The 16,107-nt window shown below is 55.8% G+C and carries 15 protein-coding genes, 2 tRNA genes and 1 other annotated feature (1 of these 18 only partly in view); of the genes, 7 read left to right on the top strand and 10 right to left on the bottom strand.

The genetic code is table 11. The features are described 5' to 3' along the window. Nucleotides 1-214: 214 nt before the first annotated feature. From shiA to AC4IBF_RS07695, 3 genes are all read left to right on the top strand, one after another. Nucleotides 215-1,528: a shikimate transporter gene (gene shiA / locus AC4IBF_RS07705; RefSeq protein ID WP_133294750.1), complete on the top strand. Its 1,314-nt coding sequence runs from the start codon at nucleotides 215-217 to the stop codon at nucleotides 1,526-1,528. A gap of 73 nt (nucleotides 1,529-1,601) precedes the next feature. After that, a complete protein-coding gene (locus AC4IBF_RS07700) occupies nucleotides 1,602-3,056 on the top strand; it encodes an AMP nucleosidase (protein ID WP_133294751.1) in 1,455 nt (484 codons plus the stop codon). Between the two features lie 18 nt (nucleotides 3,057-3,074). Continuing rightward, complete coding sequence (locus AC4IBF_RS07695) at nucleotides 3,075-4,841, top strand: aminopeptidase P family protein (protein WP_491463246.1); 1,767 nt, start codon at nucleotides 3,075-3,077, stop codon at nucleotides 4,839-4,841. 142 nt (nucleotides 4,842-4,983) lie between these two features. Here AC4IBF_RS07695 and AC4IBF_RS07690 read toward each other — a convergent pair. Together AC4IBF_RS07690 and emmdR are read right to left on the bottom strand one after the other, a co-directional pair. Then, nucleotides 4,984-5,059: transfer RNA gene (locus tag AC4IBF_RS07690), tRNA-Asn, on the bottom strand. Between the two features lie 103 nt (nucleotides 5,060-5,162). Then, nucleotides 5,163-6,617 carry a multidrug efflux MATE transporter EmmdR gene (emmdR, locus tag AC4IBF_RS07685; protein WP_252093215.1) on the bottom strand — a complete coding sequence of 485 codons (1,455 nt, stop codon included), beginning with the start codon at nucleotides 6,615-6,617 and terminating at the stop codon, nucleotides 5,163-5,165. Between the two features lie 161 nt (nucleotides 6,618-6,778). On the opposite strand from emmdR, the gene AC4IBF_RS07680 reads away from it, so the two are divergent. Together AC4IBF_RS07680 and AC4IBF_RS07675 are read left to right on the top strand one after the other, a co-directional pair. After that, nucleotides 6,779-6,854, top strand: a tRNA-Asn gene (locus AC4IBF_RS07680). 53 nt (nucleotides 6,855-6,907) lie between these two features. Continuing rightward, the gene (locus AC4IBF_RS07675) at nucleotides 6,908-7,243 is read left to right on the top strand and encodes a gamma-glutamylcyclotransferase family protein (protein WP_133294754.1); all 336 of its coding nucleotides are present in this window, start codon (nucleotides 6,908-6,910) and stop codon (nucleotides 7,241-7,243) included. Between the two features lie 47 nt (nucleotides 7,244-7,290). Here the strand turns inward: AC4IBF_RS07675 and AC4IBF_RS07670 are convergent, their stop codons facing one another. The 4 genes from AC4IBF_RS07670 to dacD form a co-directional block, all read right to left on the bottom strand. Continuing rightward, entirely contained in the window at nucleotides 7,291-7,626 is a 336-nt protein-coding gene (locus AC4IBF_RS07670) for a DUF496 family protein (protein ID WP_008499467.1), read from the bottom strand. Nucleotides 7,627-7,784: 158 nt separating this feature from the next. Further along, nucleotides 7,785-8,843 carry an FUSC family protein gene (locus AC4IBF_RS07665; protein ID WP_133294755.1) on the bottom strand — a complete coding sequence of 353 codons (1,059 nt, stop codon included), beginning with the start codon at nucleotides 8,841-8,843 and terminating at the stop codon, nucleotides 7,785-7,787. A gap of 92 nt (nucleotides 8,844-8,935) precedes the next feature. After that, the gene (gene sbmC, locus AC4IBF_RS07660; protein WP_149367481.1) at nucleotides 8,936-9,409 is read right to left on the bottom strand and encodes a DNA gyrase inhibitor SbmC; all 474 of its coding nucleotides are present in this window, start codon (nucleotides 9,407-9,409) and stop codon (nucleotides 8,936-8,938) included. A 119-nt stretch (nucleotides 9,410-9,528) separates the two neighbouring features. After that, entirely contained in the window at nucleotides 9,529-10,695 is a 1,167-nt protein-coding gene (gene dacD / locus AC4IBF_RS07655) for a serine-type D-Ala-D-Ala carboxypeptidase DacD (protein ID WP_032646438.1), read from the bottom strand. A gap of 198 nt (nucleotides 10,696-10,893) precedes the next feature. Here dacD and sbcB point away from each other — a divergent pair, with 198 nt between their 5' ends. After that, nucleotides 10,894-12,330, top strand: a complete 1,437-nt coding sequence (gene sbcB, locus AC4IBF_RS07650; protein ID WP_414146661.1) for an exodeoxyribonuclease I — start codon at nucleotides 10,894-10,896, stop codon at nucleotides 12,328-12,330. Between the two features lie 123 nt (nucleotides 12,331-12,453). Here the strand turns inward: sbcB and plaP are convergent, their stop codons facing one another. From plaP to AC4IBF_RS07630, 4 genes are all read right to left on the bottom strand, one after another. Next, entirely contained in the window at nucleotides 12,454-13,812 is a 1,359-nt protein-coding gene (gene plaP, locus AC4IBF_RS07645; RefSeq protein ID WP_023312362.1) for a putrescine/proton symporter PlaP, read from the bottom strand. After that, nucleotides 13,802-13,864: a membrane protein YoeI gene (gene yoeI / locus AC4IBF_RS07640; protein ID WP_111966150.1), complete on the bottom strand. Its 63-nt coding sequence runs from the start codon at nucleotides 13,862-13,864 to the stop codon at nucleotides 13,802-13,804. Before yoeI ends, plaP begins: the two co-directional genes overlap by 11 nt. A gap of 219 nt (nucleotides 13,865-14,083) precedes the next feature. Then, nucleotides 14,084-15,013, bottom strand: a complete 930-nt coding sequence (locus tag AC4IBF_RS07635; RefSeq protein WP_111966142.1) for a LysR substrate-binding domain-containing protein — start codon at nucleotides 15,011-15,013, stop codon at nucleotides 14,084-14,086. A gap of 41 nt (nucleotides 15,014-15,054) precedes the next feature. Then, nucleotides 15,055-15,879: an SDR family oxidoreductase gene (locus AC4IBF_RS07630; protein ID WP_111966141.1), complete on the bottom strand. Its 825-nt coding sequence runs from the start codon at nucleotides 15,877-15,879 to the stop codon at nucleotides 15,055-15,057. 175 nt (nucleotides 15,880-16,054) lie between these two features. Here AC4IBF_RS07630 and hisL point away from each other — a divergent pair, with 175 nt between their 5' ends. Further along, on the top strand, nucleotides 16,055-16,105 hold the full coding sequence (gene hisL / locus AC4IBF_RS07625) for a his operon leader peptide (protein ID WP_001364200.1): 51 nt from the start codon (nucleotides 16,055-16,057) through the stop codon (nucleotides 16,103-16,105). Then, nucleotides 16,081-16,107, top strand: a sequence feature (His leader region); it runs 97 nt beyond the window's last position. (Overlaps the previous gene by 25 nt.)

Below are 16,107 nucleotides of genomic sequence, written 5' to 3'. Positions count from 1 at the left end.
CTGTAAACCATTCAGCCTTTAACGGAGCCAGAAGACACAATTATATCGCTGCAGGCGAAGATGAAATTTATTTATTCAGCACCTTCAGGAAAGATAAAAACGTTTTCTCGGGCGTTTTGTCGCGGTAGTCTCATAGGTTCCGTTTATATGACGGCGCAATGTGAGTGACCTTTTCTTATACCAATAATTAAAAATTAGTACGGACAGGACAACTATGGACTCCACCCTCATCTCCGATCGTCCCAACGAGGAGACCCCTTCGCTCAATCGTGCCCGCCGCGCCGCACTCGGCAGCTTCGCGGGTGCCGTCGTCGACTGGTATGATTTTCTGCTTTACGGCATTACCGCCGCGCTGGTGTTTAACCGCGAGTTTTTTCCTCAGGTCAGCCCCGCGATGGGCACGCTCGCCGCGTTTGCCACCTTCGGCGTCGGCTTTCTGTTTCGCCCGCTGGGCGGTGTGATCTTCGGCCACTTCGGCGACCGCCTGGGCCGCAAGCGCATGCTGATGCTCACCGTCTGGATGATGGGGATCGCCACCGCGCTTATCGGTATTCTCCCCTCGTTTGCCTCTATCGGCTGGTGGGCACCGGTACTGCTGGTCACCCTGCGCGCCATCCAGGGCTTCGCCGTAGGCGGCGAATGGGGCGGTGCGGCGCTGCTGTCCGTTGAGAGCGCGCCGAAGCACAGGAAAGCGTTTTACAGCAGCGGCGTGCAGGTGGGGTACGGCGTAGGGCTGTTGCTTTCCACAGGGCTGGTATCGCTCATCAGCCAGCTCACCACCGACGAGCAGTTCCTGAGCTGGGGCTGGCGCATTCCGTTCATCTTCAGCATCGTGCTGGTCATTGCCGCGCTTTGGATCCGTAACGGAATGGAGGAGTCGGCAGAGTTCGAAAAGCAGCAGGAAAAACCGGCCGCTAACAAAAGACTTCCTATCATGGAAGCCCTTGTCCGGCACCCTGGCGCTTTTCTGAAAATTATCGCCCTGCGCCTGTGCGAGCTGCTGACGATGTATATCGTCACCGCCTTTGCCCTGAACTACTCGACGCAGAATCTCGGCCTGCCCCGTGAACTGTTCCTGAATATTGGCCTGCTGGTCGGCGGGATCAGCTGCCTGACTATCCCCTGCTTCGCCTGGCTGGCTGACCGGTTTGGTCGCCGTCGCGTTTACATCACCGGCGCGCTGATTGGAACCCTCAGCGCCTGGCCGTTCTTTATGGCGCTGGAGGCGCAGTCTGTTTTCTGGATTGTTTTCTTTGCCATCATGCTCGCTAACATCGCTCACGATATGGTGGTCTGCGTGCAGCAGCCGATGTTTACCGAGCTGTTCGGCGCCAGCTACCGCTACAGCGGCGCGGGCGTGGGCTACCAGGTCGCAAGCGTGGTTGGCGGCGGGTTTACGCCGTTTATTGCCGCTGCGCTGGTGACCTTCTCCGGCGGCAACTGGCACAGCGTGGCGATTTATCTTCTGGCCGGTTGCCTGCTGTCGGCGGCAACGGCGCTGCTGATGAAAGAGACGAGCCACCGCTGATCTCACTTTTGTTTCACAGGCGTGTGACATACTATCGGGTAGAGTCGCACACCTGTGGAACAAGGAGACAGAGATGAATAATAAGGGCTCCAGCCTGACCCCGGCTCAGGCGCTGGAAAAACTCGACGCGCTGTATGAACAGTCCGTCAACGCGCTGCGCAGCGCCATCAGCGAATACATCGAAACAGGGAAACTCCCCGACCAAAAGGCCAGAACCGAGGGCCTTTTTGTTTATCCATCGCTCTCTGTGACCTGGGACGGCAGCGCCAGCAGTAATCCCAAAACCCGCGCCTACGCCCGTTTTACCCACTCCGGCTGCTACAGCACCACCGTCACCCGCCCTGCACTTTTCCGCCCGTATCTTGAAGAACAGCTTACGCTTTTGTACCAGGATTACGGCGCGTACATTTCCGTTGAGCCCTCGCAGCATGAGATCCCTTATCCGTACGTGATTGACGGTTCGGCGTTAACCCTTGACCGCTCCATGAGCGCGGGGCTGACCCGCCACTTCCCGACCACCGAGCTTTCGCAGATTGGCGATGAAACGGCAGACGGGATTTATCACCCGGCCGAATTTTCTCCTCTGTCGCACTTTGACGCCCGCCGGGTCGATTTCTCCCTGGCGCGCCTGCGCCACTACACAGGTACACCAGTCGAACATTTCCAGCCGTTCGTGCTCTTTACCAACTACACCCGCTACGTTGACGAATTTGTCCGCTGGGGCTGCAGCCAGATCCTCGACCCCGAAAGCCCGTATATCGCGCTCTCCTGCGCGGGTGGTATCTGGATCACCGCGGAGACCGAAGCGCCCGAGCAGGCTATCTCCGATCTGGCGTGGAAAAAACACCAGATGCCCGCCTGGCACCTGATCACCGCCGACGGTCAGGGCATTACGCTGATCAACATCGGCGTCGGCCCGTCAAACGCCAAAACCATCTGCGACCATCTGGCGGTACTGCGCCCCGACGTGTGGCTGATGATTGGTCACTGCGGCGGCCTGCGTGAAAGCCAGCTGATTGGCGACTACGTGCTCGCCCACGCCTATCTGCGCGATGACCACGTGCTTGATGCGGTCCTGCCGCCGGACATCCCAATCCCGAGCATCGCCGAAGTGCAGCGCGCGCTGTACGACGCCACCAAAGAGGTGAGCGGCATGCCGGGTGAAGAGGTCAAACAGCGCCTGCGCACCGGTACGGTCGTCACGACGGATGACCGCAACTGGGAGCTGCGTTACTCAGCCTCCGCGCTGCGCTTCAACCTGAGCCGCGCGGTGGCGATCGATATGGAGAGCGCCACCATCGCCGCGCAGGGATATCGCTTCCGCGTTCCGTACGGCACGCTGCTGTGCGTTTCCGATAAGCCGCTGCACGGCGAAATTAAGCTGCCCGGCCAGGCCAACCGTTTCTATGAAGGGGCTATCTCAGAGCATCTGCAAATCGGCATTCGCGCCATCGACCTGCTTCGGGCGGAAGGTGACAGACTGCATTCGCGCAAGCTGCGCACCTTCAACGAGCCGCCGTTCCGCTAATAACGATAAGGAAAAACAATGTCCAGCACATCACCGCTCTCTGCCCTGCGCCACTGGCTTGAGGCCAGCCATCTCGACGGGATGATCGTCCCGCGCGCGGATGCATGGCAGAGCGAATACTGCGCGCCGTACGACGAAAAGCTGGCCTGGCTGACGGGCTTTGACGGCTCTGCCGGCGTCGCGCTGGTACTGAAGGATAAAGCGCTGCTGTTCGTTGACGGGCGCTATCAGGTCCAGGCCCGCGTTCAGGTGAATCTGGACGAGATTGAAATTCACCACCTGCACAACGAGCCGCTGGCAGACTGGCTGACGGCAAACGTCGAGGCGGGCACTCGCATCGGTTTTGACCCAATGCTGATGACGAATACCGAGTTTACGCAGCTGTCTGCCACACAGTGCGCGCTCGTGCCGCTGAACGCGTCACCGTTTGACGCCTTATGGACCGATCGCCCTGCCGCACCGGCGGGGCTTATCCGTGAAATGCCGGTTGCGATAAGCGGTGAAAGCAGCGAAGACAAACGTCAGCGCGTTGCCGCCGTGCTGGCTGCAAACTATGCCGATTATCTCGCCGTTACCCTGCCGGATAATATCGCCTGGCTGTTAAACGTTCGTGGCGCGGATATCCCATACAGCCCGGTACCGCTCTCCTTTGCCCTTCTTGGACGTGACGGTCACGTTGAGTGGTTTGTTAACGACAACAAGCTCGGCGCCCTGCCTGAATACGTCCGCAGTGCGTTCACCATTGCGCCACAGAAGGCCTTTGTCGAACGCTGCCAGCAGATTGCTGAAGGCAAACGGGTGATGGTGGATGCCGATTCCGCGCCGGTTGCCCTGCGCTTCGCCATTGAACCCCGGGGGGAGATTGTCTGGCGGACCGACCCCATCACCCTGATGAAAGCCACTAAAAACCCGGTAGAACTGGCAGGCTATCGCGAGTGTCATTACCAGGACGGTGCCGCGTGGGTCAACTTCCTCGCCTGGCTGAGCCGCGAAGTGCCGCTGCGCGAGGCGGCAGGAGATCCGCTCACCGAGCTGGAAGTCCAGTCGCAGCAGCTGGCGTTCCGTAAACAGCAGCCGGGGTTCATCGAGCAGAGTTTTGCGACCATCTCCGCCTCTTCGAGCAATGCGGCGATGTGCCACTATCATTCGAGCGAGGCCAGCAATAAGCCCATCGGCCATGACCATTTTTACCTGAACGATTCCGGCGGTCAGTACGTTAATGGCACCACTGACGCCACGCGCACGCTGGCATGGGGTCAGGTCGACCCGGAGCAGCGCCTGCACTACACTGCCGTGCTGAGAGGCTTCCTGTCGCTGATTACCCTGCAGTTCCCTTCCGGGACTCAGGGACATCAGCTGGATGCGTTTGCGCGTCGCCCGCTGTGGGAGATGGGGCTGGATTACGATCACGGTACGGGGCACGGCGTGGGGCACCAGCTGCTGATCCATGAGAACCCGCATCGCATCGCCAAAAAGGTTAACCCGTGGCCGCTGGTAGCGGGCAATATCATAACGATTGAACCGGGATACTATCTGGGCGATAGCCACGGTATTCGTATTGAAAACCAGGTGGAGGTTGTGGAGAGCCGACCGGGATTCTGCAGGTTTGAATCTCTGACGCTGATCCCTATTGATTTAAGCCAGGTCGAGCTGGAACTGTTGAGCGAGCAGGAAAAGCAGTGGCTGGATGCGTATCACCAGCAGGTGCGTGAGGCGCTGTCACCGCTGGTGAACGGCGATGCGCGTTCGTGGCTGGAAGAGGCGACGGCACCGGTTCGCGTGTAATTTCGTGCGGTCTGGTGCCCTCACTCCACCCCTCTCCCACGGGAGAGGGAGTTAACACTAAAAACGGCAACCTGGTTGCCGTTTTGCATTTACCTTGCGCAGAAAAGCAAAAAGCCTGCTTCAAAAGCAGGCTTTTCAAATTTGGCTCCTCTGACTGGACTCGAACCAGTGACATACGGATTAACAGTCCGCCGTTCTACCGACTGAACTACAGAGGAATCGTGTGAACGGGGCGCATATTATCGATGCTCCCCCGGGATGTCAAAGGCAGAATGCATATTTCCGATCGTTTGCCGAATTATTCTCCACTTCGCGCAATTGTCAGGCATTTTTCCGCGGATATTTCCACAGCCAGCGCCCGCTGACCATCCGCCAGTAGAACAGCGCCCCACGTACGGCCCAGTCGAGGAACATCCCCAGCCAGACGCCGACCACTCCCCATCCGAGCATTACCCCGAGCGTATACCCCGCCACAACGCGACATCCCCACATGCCGAGCATCGAAACCCACATCGCAAAGCGGGCGTCGCGCGCCCCCTTCAGCCCGGCGGGCAATACCCATGAGGCCGCCCAGATGGGCATAAAGGCCGCGTTGAGCCAGATGAGGATCTTAACGACCTCTTTAACGTCGTCTTCGTGGGTATAAAACGAGGCCATCAGCCCGGCAAAGGGCGCAGTTCCCCAGGCGATCAGCGTCAGTCCAATGGTCGACAGCCAGAAAACATGCCGCAGCTGCCGCTCCGCCTGGCCTATCTGCCCTTTCCCGAGCCGTTTACCGGTGATGATGGTCGATGCCGACCCCAGCGCGTTACCCGGCAGGTTAATCAGCGAGGCGATGGAAAAAGCGATAAAGTTACCGGCGATCACGTCGGTGCCCATCCCGGCGACAAACATCTGCGTCAGCAATTTCCCGCCGTTAAACAGCACCGACTCAATGCTCGCAGGAATACCGATCCCCATCACTTCCCAGATAATGGCGAAATTAAAGGGGCGGAAATAGCTTTTCAGCGTGAGGCGCAGCGAGGGAGTGATCCCCGCCATCAGTACCCCGATGATGGCTGCCGCACCGATATAGCGTGAAATGGTTAAACCCAGTCCGGCACCGACGAAGCCCAGCCCGTCCCACGAGAACACGCCGTAGATCAGCACGCTGCTGATAATGATATTGAGGATATTCATCCCGCCGTTGATCAGTAGCGGAATTTTGGTGTTGCCCGCCCCGCGCAGCGCGCCGCTGCCAATAAGGGCAATGGCCGCTGCCGGATAGCTTATGACGGTCATCTCCAGGTAGGTCAGCGCCAGGTCTTTAACCTCGTTCGTGGCCTCCCCGGCGACAAAGTCGATAATCTCTTTACCAAAATAGTGGATCACCGCCGCCAGGACGCTCGAAAAAATGATCATGATCATCAGCGACTGGCGGGCCGCCTCGCGTGCACGTTTGGGATCCAGCTTGCCGAGGCTAAAGGCCACCACCACCGTCGTCCCGAGGTCTATGGCGGCAAAGAACGAGATCACCACCATGTTAAAGCTGTCCGCCAGCCCAACCCCAGCCATCGCCTCTTTACCCAGCCAGCTCACCAGAAAGGTGCTCAGAACCCCCATCAGCAGAACGCAGGTATTTTCCAGGAAGATAGGCACAGCAAGAGGGGTGATTTCACGCCAGAACAGGACACGATAGCTTTTACGTTTTGCATACCATGGCGTGCGCGTTATCGCCTGGCGTAAGGAGGCAGTGACGTTCAAAATGGACCTTAGCGAGAAAAGTTGAAACTCCATTTCAAATGATGGGGGACAAATGCTAATCCTGCAAAGTATTTTCCAGAAAAAGATGTGTGGATTTACAACAAACTGACGATAGAATCAGCAATCGGTCGATTTTCCCTAAGATCAGGTTTGACAAAACTTTTTTCGCCGCTAAGATAAGCCTCCACAACGATTCCTCTGTAGTTCAGTCGGTAGAACGGCGGACTGTTAATCCGTATGTCACTGGTTCGAGTCCAGTCAGAGGAGCCAAATTTAAAAAGCCTGCTTTTAAAGCAGGCTTTTTGCTTTGCGGATGAGGGAAAATGAACGCTCTGTTTGTCTACGGCACGCTGCGCCCGGGCCACTCTAATGCGCATATTCTTGAGAACATCGGCGGCGAATGGCTGGCCGGTTCCGTATCCGGCACGTTTTACGAACGCGGCTGGGGTGCTGCGGCGGACTTCCCGGGGATCGTGCTCCACCCTGATGGTCCCCGCGTCGAAGGCTATCTGTTTATCTCTGATAACCTTGCCGCACACTGGCAAATGCTGGATGAATTTGAAGACGGCTATGACCGGGTTGAGGTCACCGTGACCACCTCTGAAGGCAAGCAGGTTCAGGCCTGGATTTATCAGCTGCACCCGCGTTCTGAGTCATAAAAAAAAGCTCTCTGTCACCAGAGAGCCTTTTTCACGATTCGCTGCGATTACTCGCTTTTTGCTTCGCCGTTTTTGATTTCGCCCATCACTTTCAGCTTCTTGGAGATGTCGCGACGCTCTTTGGACAGCTCTGCGTTTTTGATGATGTAGTCATCAACGCGGTCTTCATAGTCGCTCTTCATGCTGGCGATGATGCCCTGGATAGCTTCAACGCTCATGCCTGGCTTGATGTAGTCGCTCAGGTTGTCGAGCAGCAGAACACGTTTCTGGTTGTCACGGATCTTCTTCTCAACGTCCTGGATTTCACGCTGCAGTTTGTTTTTGCGGCGGAACAGGCGGACGAATTCCAGAACATCCTGGAACGAAGGCTTGGTAGTTTCCATTTTTACACCCCTGATAATGTGAGATTCGGATTCGTTAAGGCAACCGTTGTAACAATAACCTTACTGACAGCGGCTGCGAATGACAATGAGTATATCGTTTAAAGCTATCATAACCCCAATTGCTGCTGAATCGAAGCAGCAGCCGTCACATACGCCTTTTATTTGCGCAGCGCCCGGCAAATAAGGTGCGATAACAGCTCAAGCTGCCGCGCCAGTTCCATGCTCAGCCAGACGTAGCCATGAATAGGCGTTTCAGCCACGTTATCGCTCTGGCGTTCATTGATTAACTGCTTCAGCTCCGCGACGATCTCATTCAGTCGCTCGCTGTTGGCCAGTATCGGCTGCGGGTTGCCTTCATAAAGCGCATGAGCGATGGTCAACAGCGTTTGCTGCGTCATCTGCTGAGTCTCTTTGAGGGTCTGCGCATTAAGCATCAAAAGATGGCTGGGACGCGAAGCCCAGTGGGCGTTGATTTGCAGTTCAAGCATGCAGACCAGGTTGCGGCTTACCGTCTGGATAGCTTCGAAAATCGATTTTTGAATGCGGGTTTCTTTGCTGGCGGGCGTGATCAGGCCGCGCATTTTAACCACGTCGTTAAGGATGGTTTGCAGGTGCTTTTCCAGCCGCGGGCGCTCGACCAGATTAGGGGAAAAACCGGCCTGATAAACGCGGTTAAAGGCGGTAACGTAGTTAGCCATCTGAATACGCCAGTGCAGAAAAGCCCGCTGCGGCCAGATACCGGTAAAAAGCATGGCCAGCAGTGACCCCAGGATGACATCCCCGCTTCGCCACAGCGCCGTGGTCATATCCCCGGCGGGCGCCCCGACAACCACCGCGAGAGTAATACCAATCAGCAGCGCCTGATAGGGCTTTTTGCCCAACGCCAGCCAGCCGCAGAGGAACATAGCGGCACCGCACCATGCCAGCATCACCGGAAATGAGATGAGCTCCAGCTTCAGCGCAATAAGACCCAGGGCCGAGCCAAGAACAGTCCCGCCAATTCGTTCAAAGGCGCGCGGAACCACGTTCCCCCAAAACGAGATGGGCCCCATCACCACCACCAGCGTGATCAGCGGCCACGTCCCTTCCGGAACGTCCAGCAAACGGACCAGTACAAACGTCAATACGAAAGCCAGCGCGATGCGACACCCGTGCACAACGCGGTAATGTTTATACAACCGAATTTCAAAAGGAGTTAATGATTTGTCGGGACGCACACCCGCTCTCCAGCTACACGGCAAACCACAATTGTACTGTGTTTTCAGCCGGGCGGATCGATCCCGGCTGAAAAACCCTTCATTTAGCAGGCTTAAACCGTTTTATGCTCGACGGCGATATACATTTCGATATCCCAGTAACCGTCCGCATTGCCGTCATTGAGATAGCGTTCGAAGCAGGGCTTTAGCGCCATCTGGTATTTATTGTCCTGCAGCAGGGAATTGAAGAACTGATACCAGGGCGTGGCGAAGTCGTAGTTTTCCACGCGAGCCGTCGCCACGGCATAGTCCCCGGCCGCGATTTCCGTCATCATGACGCCTTCGCTGTTTTCCGGAATAACGAAATCGTCCGGTACGGTAACGGCCGTATCACAGCGCAGTTTTTCTGCCGGGACTTCATCCGGGTTATCGTAATAGACCGCAACCCACTCCAGCGGCTCAATGTGACGCCCGTCAACCCACATGACCAGCTGTTCAAAGCCCTGCTTTACCGTGTGTTCCCACGGGCCGACCAAATGAAAACCGGCAATCTTACGTTTCTGTTGCTGCTTAATGCTGTAGTCCATGCTGCCTCCATTTATTACTGTATATTTATACACTATAAAACTGGATTATCATTATCAGCAAACGAGGAGTGTTTATTATGTGAGCAGACTCGCAACCCTGCCAGTCTGCTCAGCAGGACTTATAGCGTGTGATGCAGGTAATCGCTCAGTCGAGAGAACAGGCCGCCTTTATCAACGGCTTCCAGCGTTACCAGCGGCCAGTGGGCTACCACTTTGTCGCGGTCATAGAGCTGGATTTCTCCGACCCGCTGATGCGCGGCAATCGGCGCTTCCAGCTCTTTTTTATCCAGCACGTATTTGGCTTTGATGTTCGGCACTTCCGCTTTCGGCAAGGCCAGCCAGAAGTCCTGGTCGGTTCCCAGTTTCACCTGTTCCTTGTCGCCGTACCAGATGCGCTCCGTCCCCACTTTTTTTCCGCTATGCAGGATCTGCACCGTATCGAAATTCTGCTGTCCCCAGTGCAGCAGTTTTCGGGCCTGGTCCTCACGCCCTTTCGGGCTGTCCGCCCCCATCACCACAGCGATTAAACGGCGCTGGCCGTCTACGGCAGACGCAATCAGGTTAAAGCCAGCCCCCGAGGTATGCCCCGTTTTAAGGCCGTCCACGTTCATGGTTTTATCCCACAGCAGGCCGTTACGGTTTTGCTGGGTGATCCCGTTCCAGGTCAGGCTCTTTTCGCTGTACATATGGTAAAACTCAGGCTCGCCGTGGATGATGGCCCGGGAGAGTACGGCCAGGTCATAGGCGGAGCTGTGCTGGCCCGGCGCGTCCAGCCCGTGGACGGTTTCAAAATGCGTATCGCGCAGGTTCAGCTTCTGCACGTAGTCGTTCATCATTTTCACGAACTGCGGCTGCCCGCCCGCCACGTGATCGGCCAGCGCCACGCAGGCGTCGTTGCCGGAATCGACTATCAGGCCGCGGCTCAGATCGCGCACGGAGACGCGATCGCCCTCTTTCAGGAACATCAGCGACGAGCCGTCAAAAACCGGGTTACCTTTTGCCCACGCGTCACGCCCTACGGTGACAATGTCGTCCGGCGTAATGCGGTGGCTATCAATGGCCCGATCAACCACATAGCCCGTCATCAGCTTGGTCAGGCTCGCCGGATTACGTTGTTGATGTTCGTTGCCCGCCGTTAAAATCTGACCAGTCGTGTAGTCCATCAGCACCCAGGAGCCAGCCTGAATGGCCGGAGGCTGCGGCGAAAAATCCAGTGGTTCGGCCGCAAAAGCAGATGAGACACTCGAAGCGAGTAAAGAAACAGCAATAAACAGACGGCGTTTCAACGGTATATCCTCAGGTCAGTAAAAATCGATGACCTTTTTACGGGAGTTCTGATGTCGTTACCTGGCTTAATTGCAAAAAAATGTGACAGAACGCAGATTTTTCTCTGAAGCTGGCGCGCAAATTTGCCACGCGGCGGTGCTTTTTATTCGGTCTGACCCGCGCGATCGTTTACCATAGTGACGTCATTTTTTAACAGGATGGTATTACTGGTGTCTGACTCTGCCGCTCGCCCGACTTTTTTGTTCCACGACTACGAAACCTTTGGCACTCACCCGGCGCTGGACCGACCGGCGCAGTTTGCCGCCATCCGTACCGACGACGAATTCAACATTATTGGCGAGCCCGAGGTCTTTTACTGCAAGCCTGCGGATGACTACCTGCCGCAGCCCGGCGCGGTCATGGTTACCGGCATCACCCCTCAGGAAGCGCGGGAGAAAGGCGTTAACGAGGCAGAGTTCGCCCGACGCATCCACGATCTGTTTACCGTCCCCAATACCTGCGTGGTCGGTTACAACAACATCCGCTTCGATGACGAAGTGACGCGCAATATCTTTTATCGCAACTTCTACGATCCCTATGCCTGGAGCTGGCAGAACCGCAATTCACGCTGGGATTTGCTCGACATCATGCGCGCCTGCTACGCCCTGCGTCCTGAAGGCATTAACTGGCCGGAAAATGAGGAAGGGCTGACCAGCTTCCGGCTGGAACACCTGACGCGCGCCAACGGTATCGAGCACAGCAACGCCCACGACGCGATGGCGGACGTCTATGCCACCATTGCCATGGCGAAGCTGGTGAAAAGCGCACAGCCCCGGCTGTTTGAGTATCTGCTAAGCCATCGCAGCAAGCAGAAGCTTATGACCCTTATCGACGTACCGCAGATGAAGCCGCTGGTGCATATTTCCGGCATGTTTGGTGCATGGCGCGGCAATACCAGCTGGGTTGCCCCGCTGGCGTGGCATCCGGACAACCGTAATGCGGTCATCATGGTGGACCTGGCGGGCGATATTTCACCCCTGCTGGAGCTCGACAGCGATACCCTGCGCGAACGTTTGTACACGCCAAAAAATGAACTCGGCGATCTGCCCGCGGTGCCGGTCAAACTGGTGCATATAAATAAATGTCCGGTACTCGCTCAGGCGAACACGCTGCGCCCGGAAGATGCAGACAGGCTGGGCATCAACCGTCAGCACTGCCTCGATAACCTGAAAGTGCTGCGCGAAAACCCGCAGGTGCGCGAGAAAGTGGTTGCTATCTTTGCCGAGGCGGAACCATTCGTGCCGTCTGAAAACGTGGATGCCCAGCTCTATAACGGCTTCTTCAGCGATGCCGATCGCGCGGCCATGAATATCGTTCTGCAAACCGAGCCGCGTAACTTACCGGCGCTTGATATCACCTTCGCCGATAAGCGCATCGAAAAGCTGATGTTTAATTACCGCGCGCGTAATTACCCGGGAACCCTGGATGAAGCAGAGCAGGAACGCTGGCTGCAGCACCGTCGCAACGTATTTACCCCAGAGTATCTGCACAGCTATGCTCAGGAGCTGGAAATGCTTTATGGCCAGTATGAAGGGAATGCTGAGAAACAGGCACTGTTGAAATCCCTGTTCCAGTACGCGCAAGAGATAGTCTGAAAGTCAGAAATAAAAAAACCGGAGGCGATGGTCTCCGGTTTTTTTTTGCCCTGCGGCGCTGCGCTTACGCGGGCTTACGGGTTATGTAGGTCGGGTAAGGCGTAACCGCCACCCGACACAGTCTTACGCGACGTCTTCGTACTGCGGAACCGGGTTACGGAAGCTCTTCGTAACGCAGGCCAGGTAAATCAGGCCGATACCCGCCCAAATCAGGCCAAGCACCATCGAGCTCTCTTCCAGGTTAACCCACAGCGCGCCCACGGTCAGGGCACCACACATCGGCAGGAACAGATACTGGAAGTGATCTTTCAGCGTTTTGTTACGCTTTTCACGGATCCAGAACTGAGAGATAACCGACAGGTTAACAAAGGTAAACGCCACCAGCGCACCGAAGTTAATCAGCGCCGTTGCCATCACCAGGTCAAAGTTAATCGCCAGAAGCGCGATCGCACCGACCAGGATAATGTTCATCGCCGGGGTACGCCAGGTTGGATGCACGTAGCCGAAGAAACTTTTCGGGAATACGCCATCGCGGCCCATTACGTACATCAGACGCGCAACGCCTGCATGCGCGGCCATACCGGATGCCAGTACGGTGATGGTGGAGAAGATCAGCGCGCCAACCTGGAACGCTTTACCCGCCACATACAGCATGATTTCTGGCTGAGACGCATCCGGATCCTTGAAGCGAGAGATATCCGGGAAGTACAGCTGCAGGAAATAGGTCGAGAAAATAAAGATCAGACCGCCAATCAGCGCCGTCAGGAAGATGGCACGCGGGATCACGCGCTCTGCATCCTTCGTTTCCTCGGACAGGTTGCTGATCCCGTCAAAACCGGTAAAGGAGAAGCACAGAATGGTTGCCCCGGTAATCATCGGGATCACATGCGCATCACCAGACCAGAACGGTTTGCTGCTCGCCAGCGTACCAGCGCCTTCGCCGTGGAACACGCCATAGATCACCATGCCAAGAATAACGGCAATCAGGACAACCTGAAGCACAACGATAACGGAGTTAAAGTTGGCAACAGACTTAATGCTGCGCAGGTTGAAGGCCGTCATAAAGGCCACCAGCGCCACGACGAACATCCAGGATGGAATCGATGGCACCAGCGCTTCAAAATAGATTTTTGCCAGCAGAATGTTGATCATCGGCGCGAACAGGTAGTCGAGCAGCGAAGACCAGCCCACCATAAAGCCAACCGTCGGGCTGATGGATTTCTGTGCATAAGTGTAGGCGGAACCGGCAGACGGATAGCGGCGAACCAGCTTACCGTAGCTCAGCGCGGTAAAGAGGATCGCAATCAGCGCGAAGCCGTAAGCCGTCGGCACATGACCGTCTGTGAGGCCTGATACGATACCGAATGTATCGAACAGCGTCATCGGTTGCATATAGGCCAGGCCCATCATAACAACCGGAATCAACGTAAGCGTTTTACGTAATTCCACGCGAGAGGTGTTTGGAGTTGCGTTATGCGACATAGTTATTCTCCTTTAAGGTGATAACCGCCACGTAAGCGAAAAATTGCCCCATTTGTTTCTTCCTCAGCGACAACAACTGTCGGATTTTAGTAAATATCTATCCGGTACGAAGCCCGGCCTCTTGGTTTTTAGTTTCGTTTCGTACATGCAAAAAAAAATAACCGACGCCTTTTATATCGTCGATTATTCATTTGGTTGCAGCGGCGGCATTTTGCCCCACATCGGATACAAAAGGCAATACTTTGCAACGCAGCGGGTAATTTTCTTTTTGCTAACTGGCTGATTTCTCGACGCTGCCCTGAGCATAAACAGCGGCGATAGCACTATTTGCTAAAATTTCGTCGCGCCACCAGGCACTGGCCAGCCCGGCGGTCTGTTCATTCCAGCCCACCCACACCGACTCATGGCTGTTTTGAGCAAGTACCTGTTTTTCAACAAGCGCACCGCTGTCAATAAACCTCTGCGCCAGATAGCGGGGCAAATAGCCGCAGCCCAGGCCGCTTATTTGCAGCTCCAGCTTGGTTTTAAAGTCGAAAACGGTGATGGCCTCCTGCTCATCAAGCAGCTGCGAGGAGGCCGAACATTCCGGACGAGAGCTGTCCCCAACCACGATGGCGCGGTAGCCTTTAATCATACGACGGTTAAGCGGCTCAGGCTCCTGAGCCAGGGGATGATGGGGCGCCACGGCAAATACCTGCTCCAGCACGCCCAGCCGGGCAAAACCAAAATCGCTCAGCTGGGGAGGCTCATGGAGTGCACCGACAAAAATATCCGCCCTGCCCTGCGTTAAAGCATCCCAGGAGCCACCCAGCACGCCGTTGATAAAGATAAGACGGGTCACGCTGTGGTGTTGATAAAAAGCTTCAATCAGCGGCGTCAGGAGAGAAAACGGAAAGGTATCATCCACGCCAATAACCAGCTCGTTTTCCCATCCCTGATGGAGCTTAACGGCCTGTTTTTCCAGCTCGCGAACGGTATGCAGAACTTCGCGGCCTTTTTCCAGCAGCATCTGTCCGGTTCGGGTAAAACGTGCGCGGTGCCCGGAGCGATCGAGGATCTGAATATTGAGATCGCTTTCCAGTTTTTGAACGGTATAGCTCAACGCAGATGGGGTTTTGTAGAGCTTTGCCGACGCAGCGGCAAAGCTCCCCTCTTTTTCCAGTGCATCCAGAATAATAAGAACATCCAGCAGCGGTTTCATGCTCGCCCCCTTCTGGTGTGCGATCGTCTCCGCTGCGGATCTTATTCCATGGGCATCACCAGCGGATCGGGATACTGATACTCAAACCCCAGCTCATGACAAATGCGATTGCCATCAACAATTTTGCCCTTGCTGTCATCTTTTGCCTCACTAAAGACCGGCGGAGCCAGGCCAAGCTGACGTGCCATCAGCGGGTAAAAGGTGCTGCGCGCCGGATGAGACGGTGCACATATATTATAGATGTGTCCGCCTTTCGGAGCCTGTAAGAGTAACTCAATCGCGCCAATAACATCCTCAAGATGGACAAGATTCACGCCATGCTGGCCGTCTGGCGCCGTCTTTCCGGCAAAGAAGCGTCCCGGATGGCGTCCAGGCCCCACCAATCCTGCCAGACGCACGATATCAACCTGCGTGCCGGGAAGATTATGCAGCCAGTCTTCCAGCTCTTTCAGGACCTGACCGCTCGCCGTAACGGGACGGCGCTCGGAGCTCTCTTTTACCACACCTTCAGCATCGCCATAGACCGACGTCGAGCTGGTGAAAACAATGCGCGGTACGTGATGCGCCAGCGCGCTGTCGACAATCTCCTGCATCGCCTGCAGATAAAATGATTCGCCCGGTCCGCTGCGCCGCGCGGGCAGCGTAATCACCAGCGCATCCACGTTCATCAGCGTGTCCAGATCGTCCGCATCACACACCAGTTCCGGCTCCAGACGCAGTTCAACGCCATCAATACCGCACATGCGCGCCGCTTCGACCCCATCTCGGGTGGTCTTACTCCCGGTCACCTGCCAGCCTTTCGCGGCTAATGACATCGCCAGCGGCATTCCCAGCCATCCTAAACCGACAATCGCGACCTTTTTCATGCGAATTCTCCTGACTCTTACTCGTCTTTCATAAGGCTACGCCAGCCCGGCAGAACACACAATTCATAGCATCAATATGAAATGAATTAATGATCAAAAAAAGCCCTTGCAATATGTCGCACAACTGGTTTAGGTTAAAAGACATCAAATGAATAAGCATTCATCGAGAATTTATATGACACGCGTTCAATTTAAACACCACCATCATCACCATCATCCTGACTAGTC

The organism is Enterobacter sp. Taxon_8, assembly GCF_058354585.1.
The sequence above is the reverse complement of the archived record's forward strand: the minus strand, read 5'-3'. Positions and strand labels throughout refer to the sequence as shown.

Bases quoted from the DNA above. Each gene is read 5' to 3' on its own strand.
- shiA (WP_133294750.1), top strand. From the start codon at position 215: ATGGACTCCACCCTCATCTCCGATCGTCCCAACGAGGAGACCCCTTCG.
- AC4IBF_RS07670 (WP_008499467.1), bottom strand. From the start codon at position 7,626: ATGGAAACTACCAAGCCTTCGTTCCAGGATGTTCTGGAATTCGTCCGC.
- AC4IBF_RS07700 (WP_133294751.1), top strand. From the start codon at position 1,602: ATGAATAATAAGGGCTCCAGCCTGACCCCGGCTCAGGCGCTGGAAAAA.
- AC4IBF_RS07695 (WP_491463246.1), top strand. From the start codon at position 3,075: ATGTCCAGCACATCACCGCTCTCTGCCCTGCGCCACTGGCTTGAGGCC.
- sbcB (WP_414146661.1), top strand. From the start codon at position 10,894: ATGGTATTACTGGTGTCTGACTCTGCCGCTCGCCCGACTTTTTTGTTC.
- AC4IBF_RS07630 (WP_111966141.1), bottom strand. From the start codon at position 15,879: ATGAAAAAGGTCGCGATTGTCGGTTTAGGATGGCTGGGAATGCCGCTG.
- AC4IBF_RS07635 (WP_111966142.1), bottom strand. From the start codon at position 15,013: ATGAAACCGCTGCTGGATGTTCTTATTATTCTGGATGCACTGGAAAAA.
- emmdR (WP_252093215.1), bottom strand. From the start codon at position 6,617: ATGGAGTTTCAACTTTTCTCGCTAAGGTCCATTTTGAACGTCACTGCC.
- sbmC (WP_149367481.1), bottom strand. From the start codon at position 9,409: ATGGACTACAGCATTAAGCAGCAACAGAAACGTAAGATTGCCGGTTTT.
- plaP (WP_023312362.1), bottom strand. From the start codon at position 13,812: ATGTCGCATAACGCAACTCCAAACACCTCTCGCGTGGAATTACGTAAA.
- AC4IBF_RS07675 (WP_133294754.1), top strand. From the start codon at position 6,908: ATGAACGCTCTGTTTGTCTACGGCACGCTGCGCCCGGGCCACTCTAAT.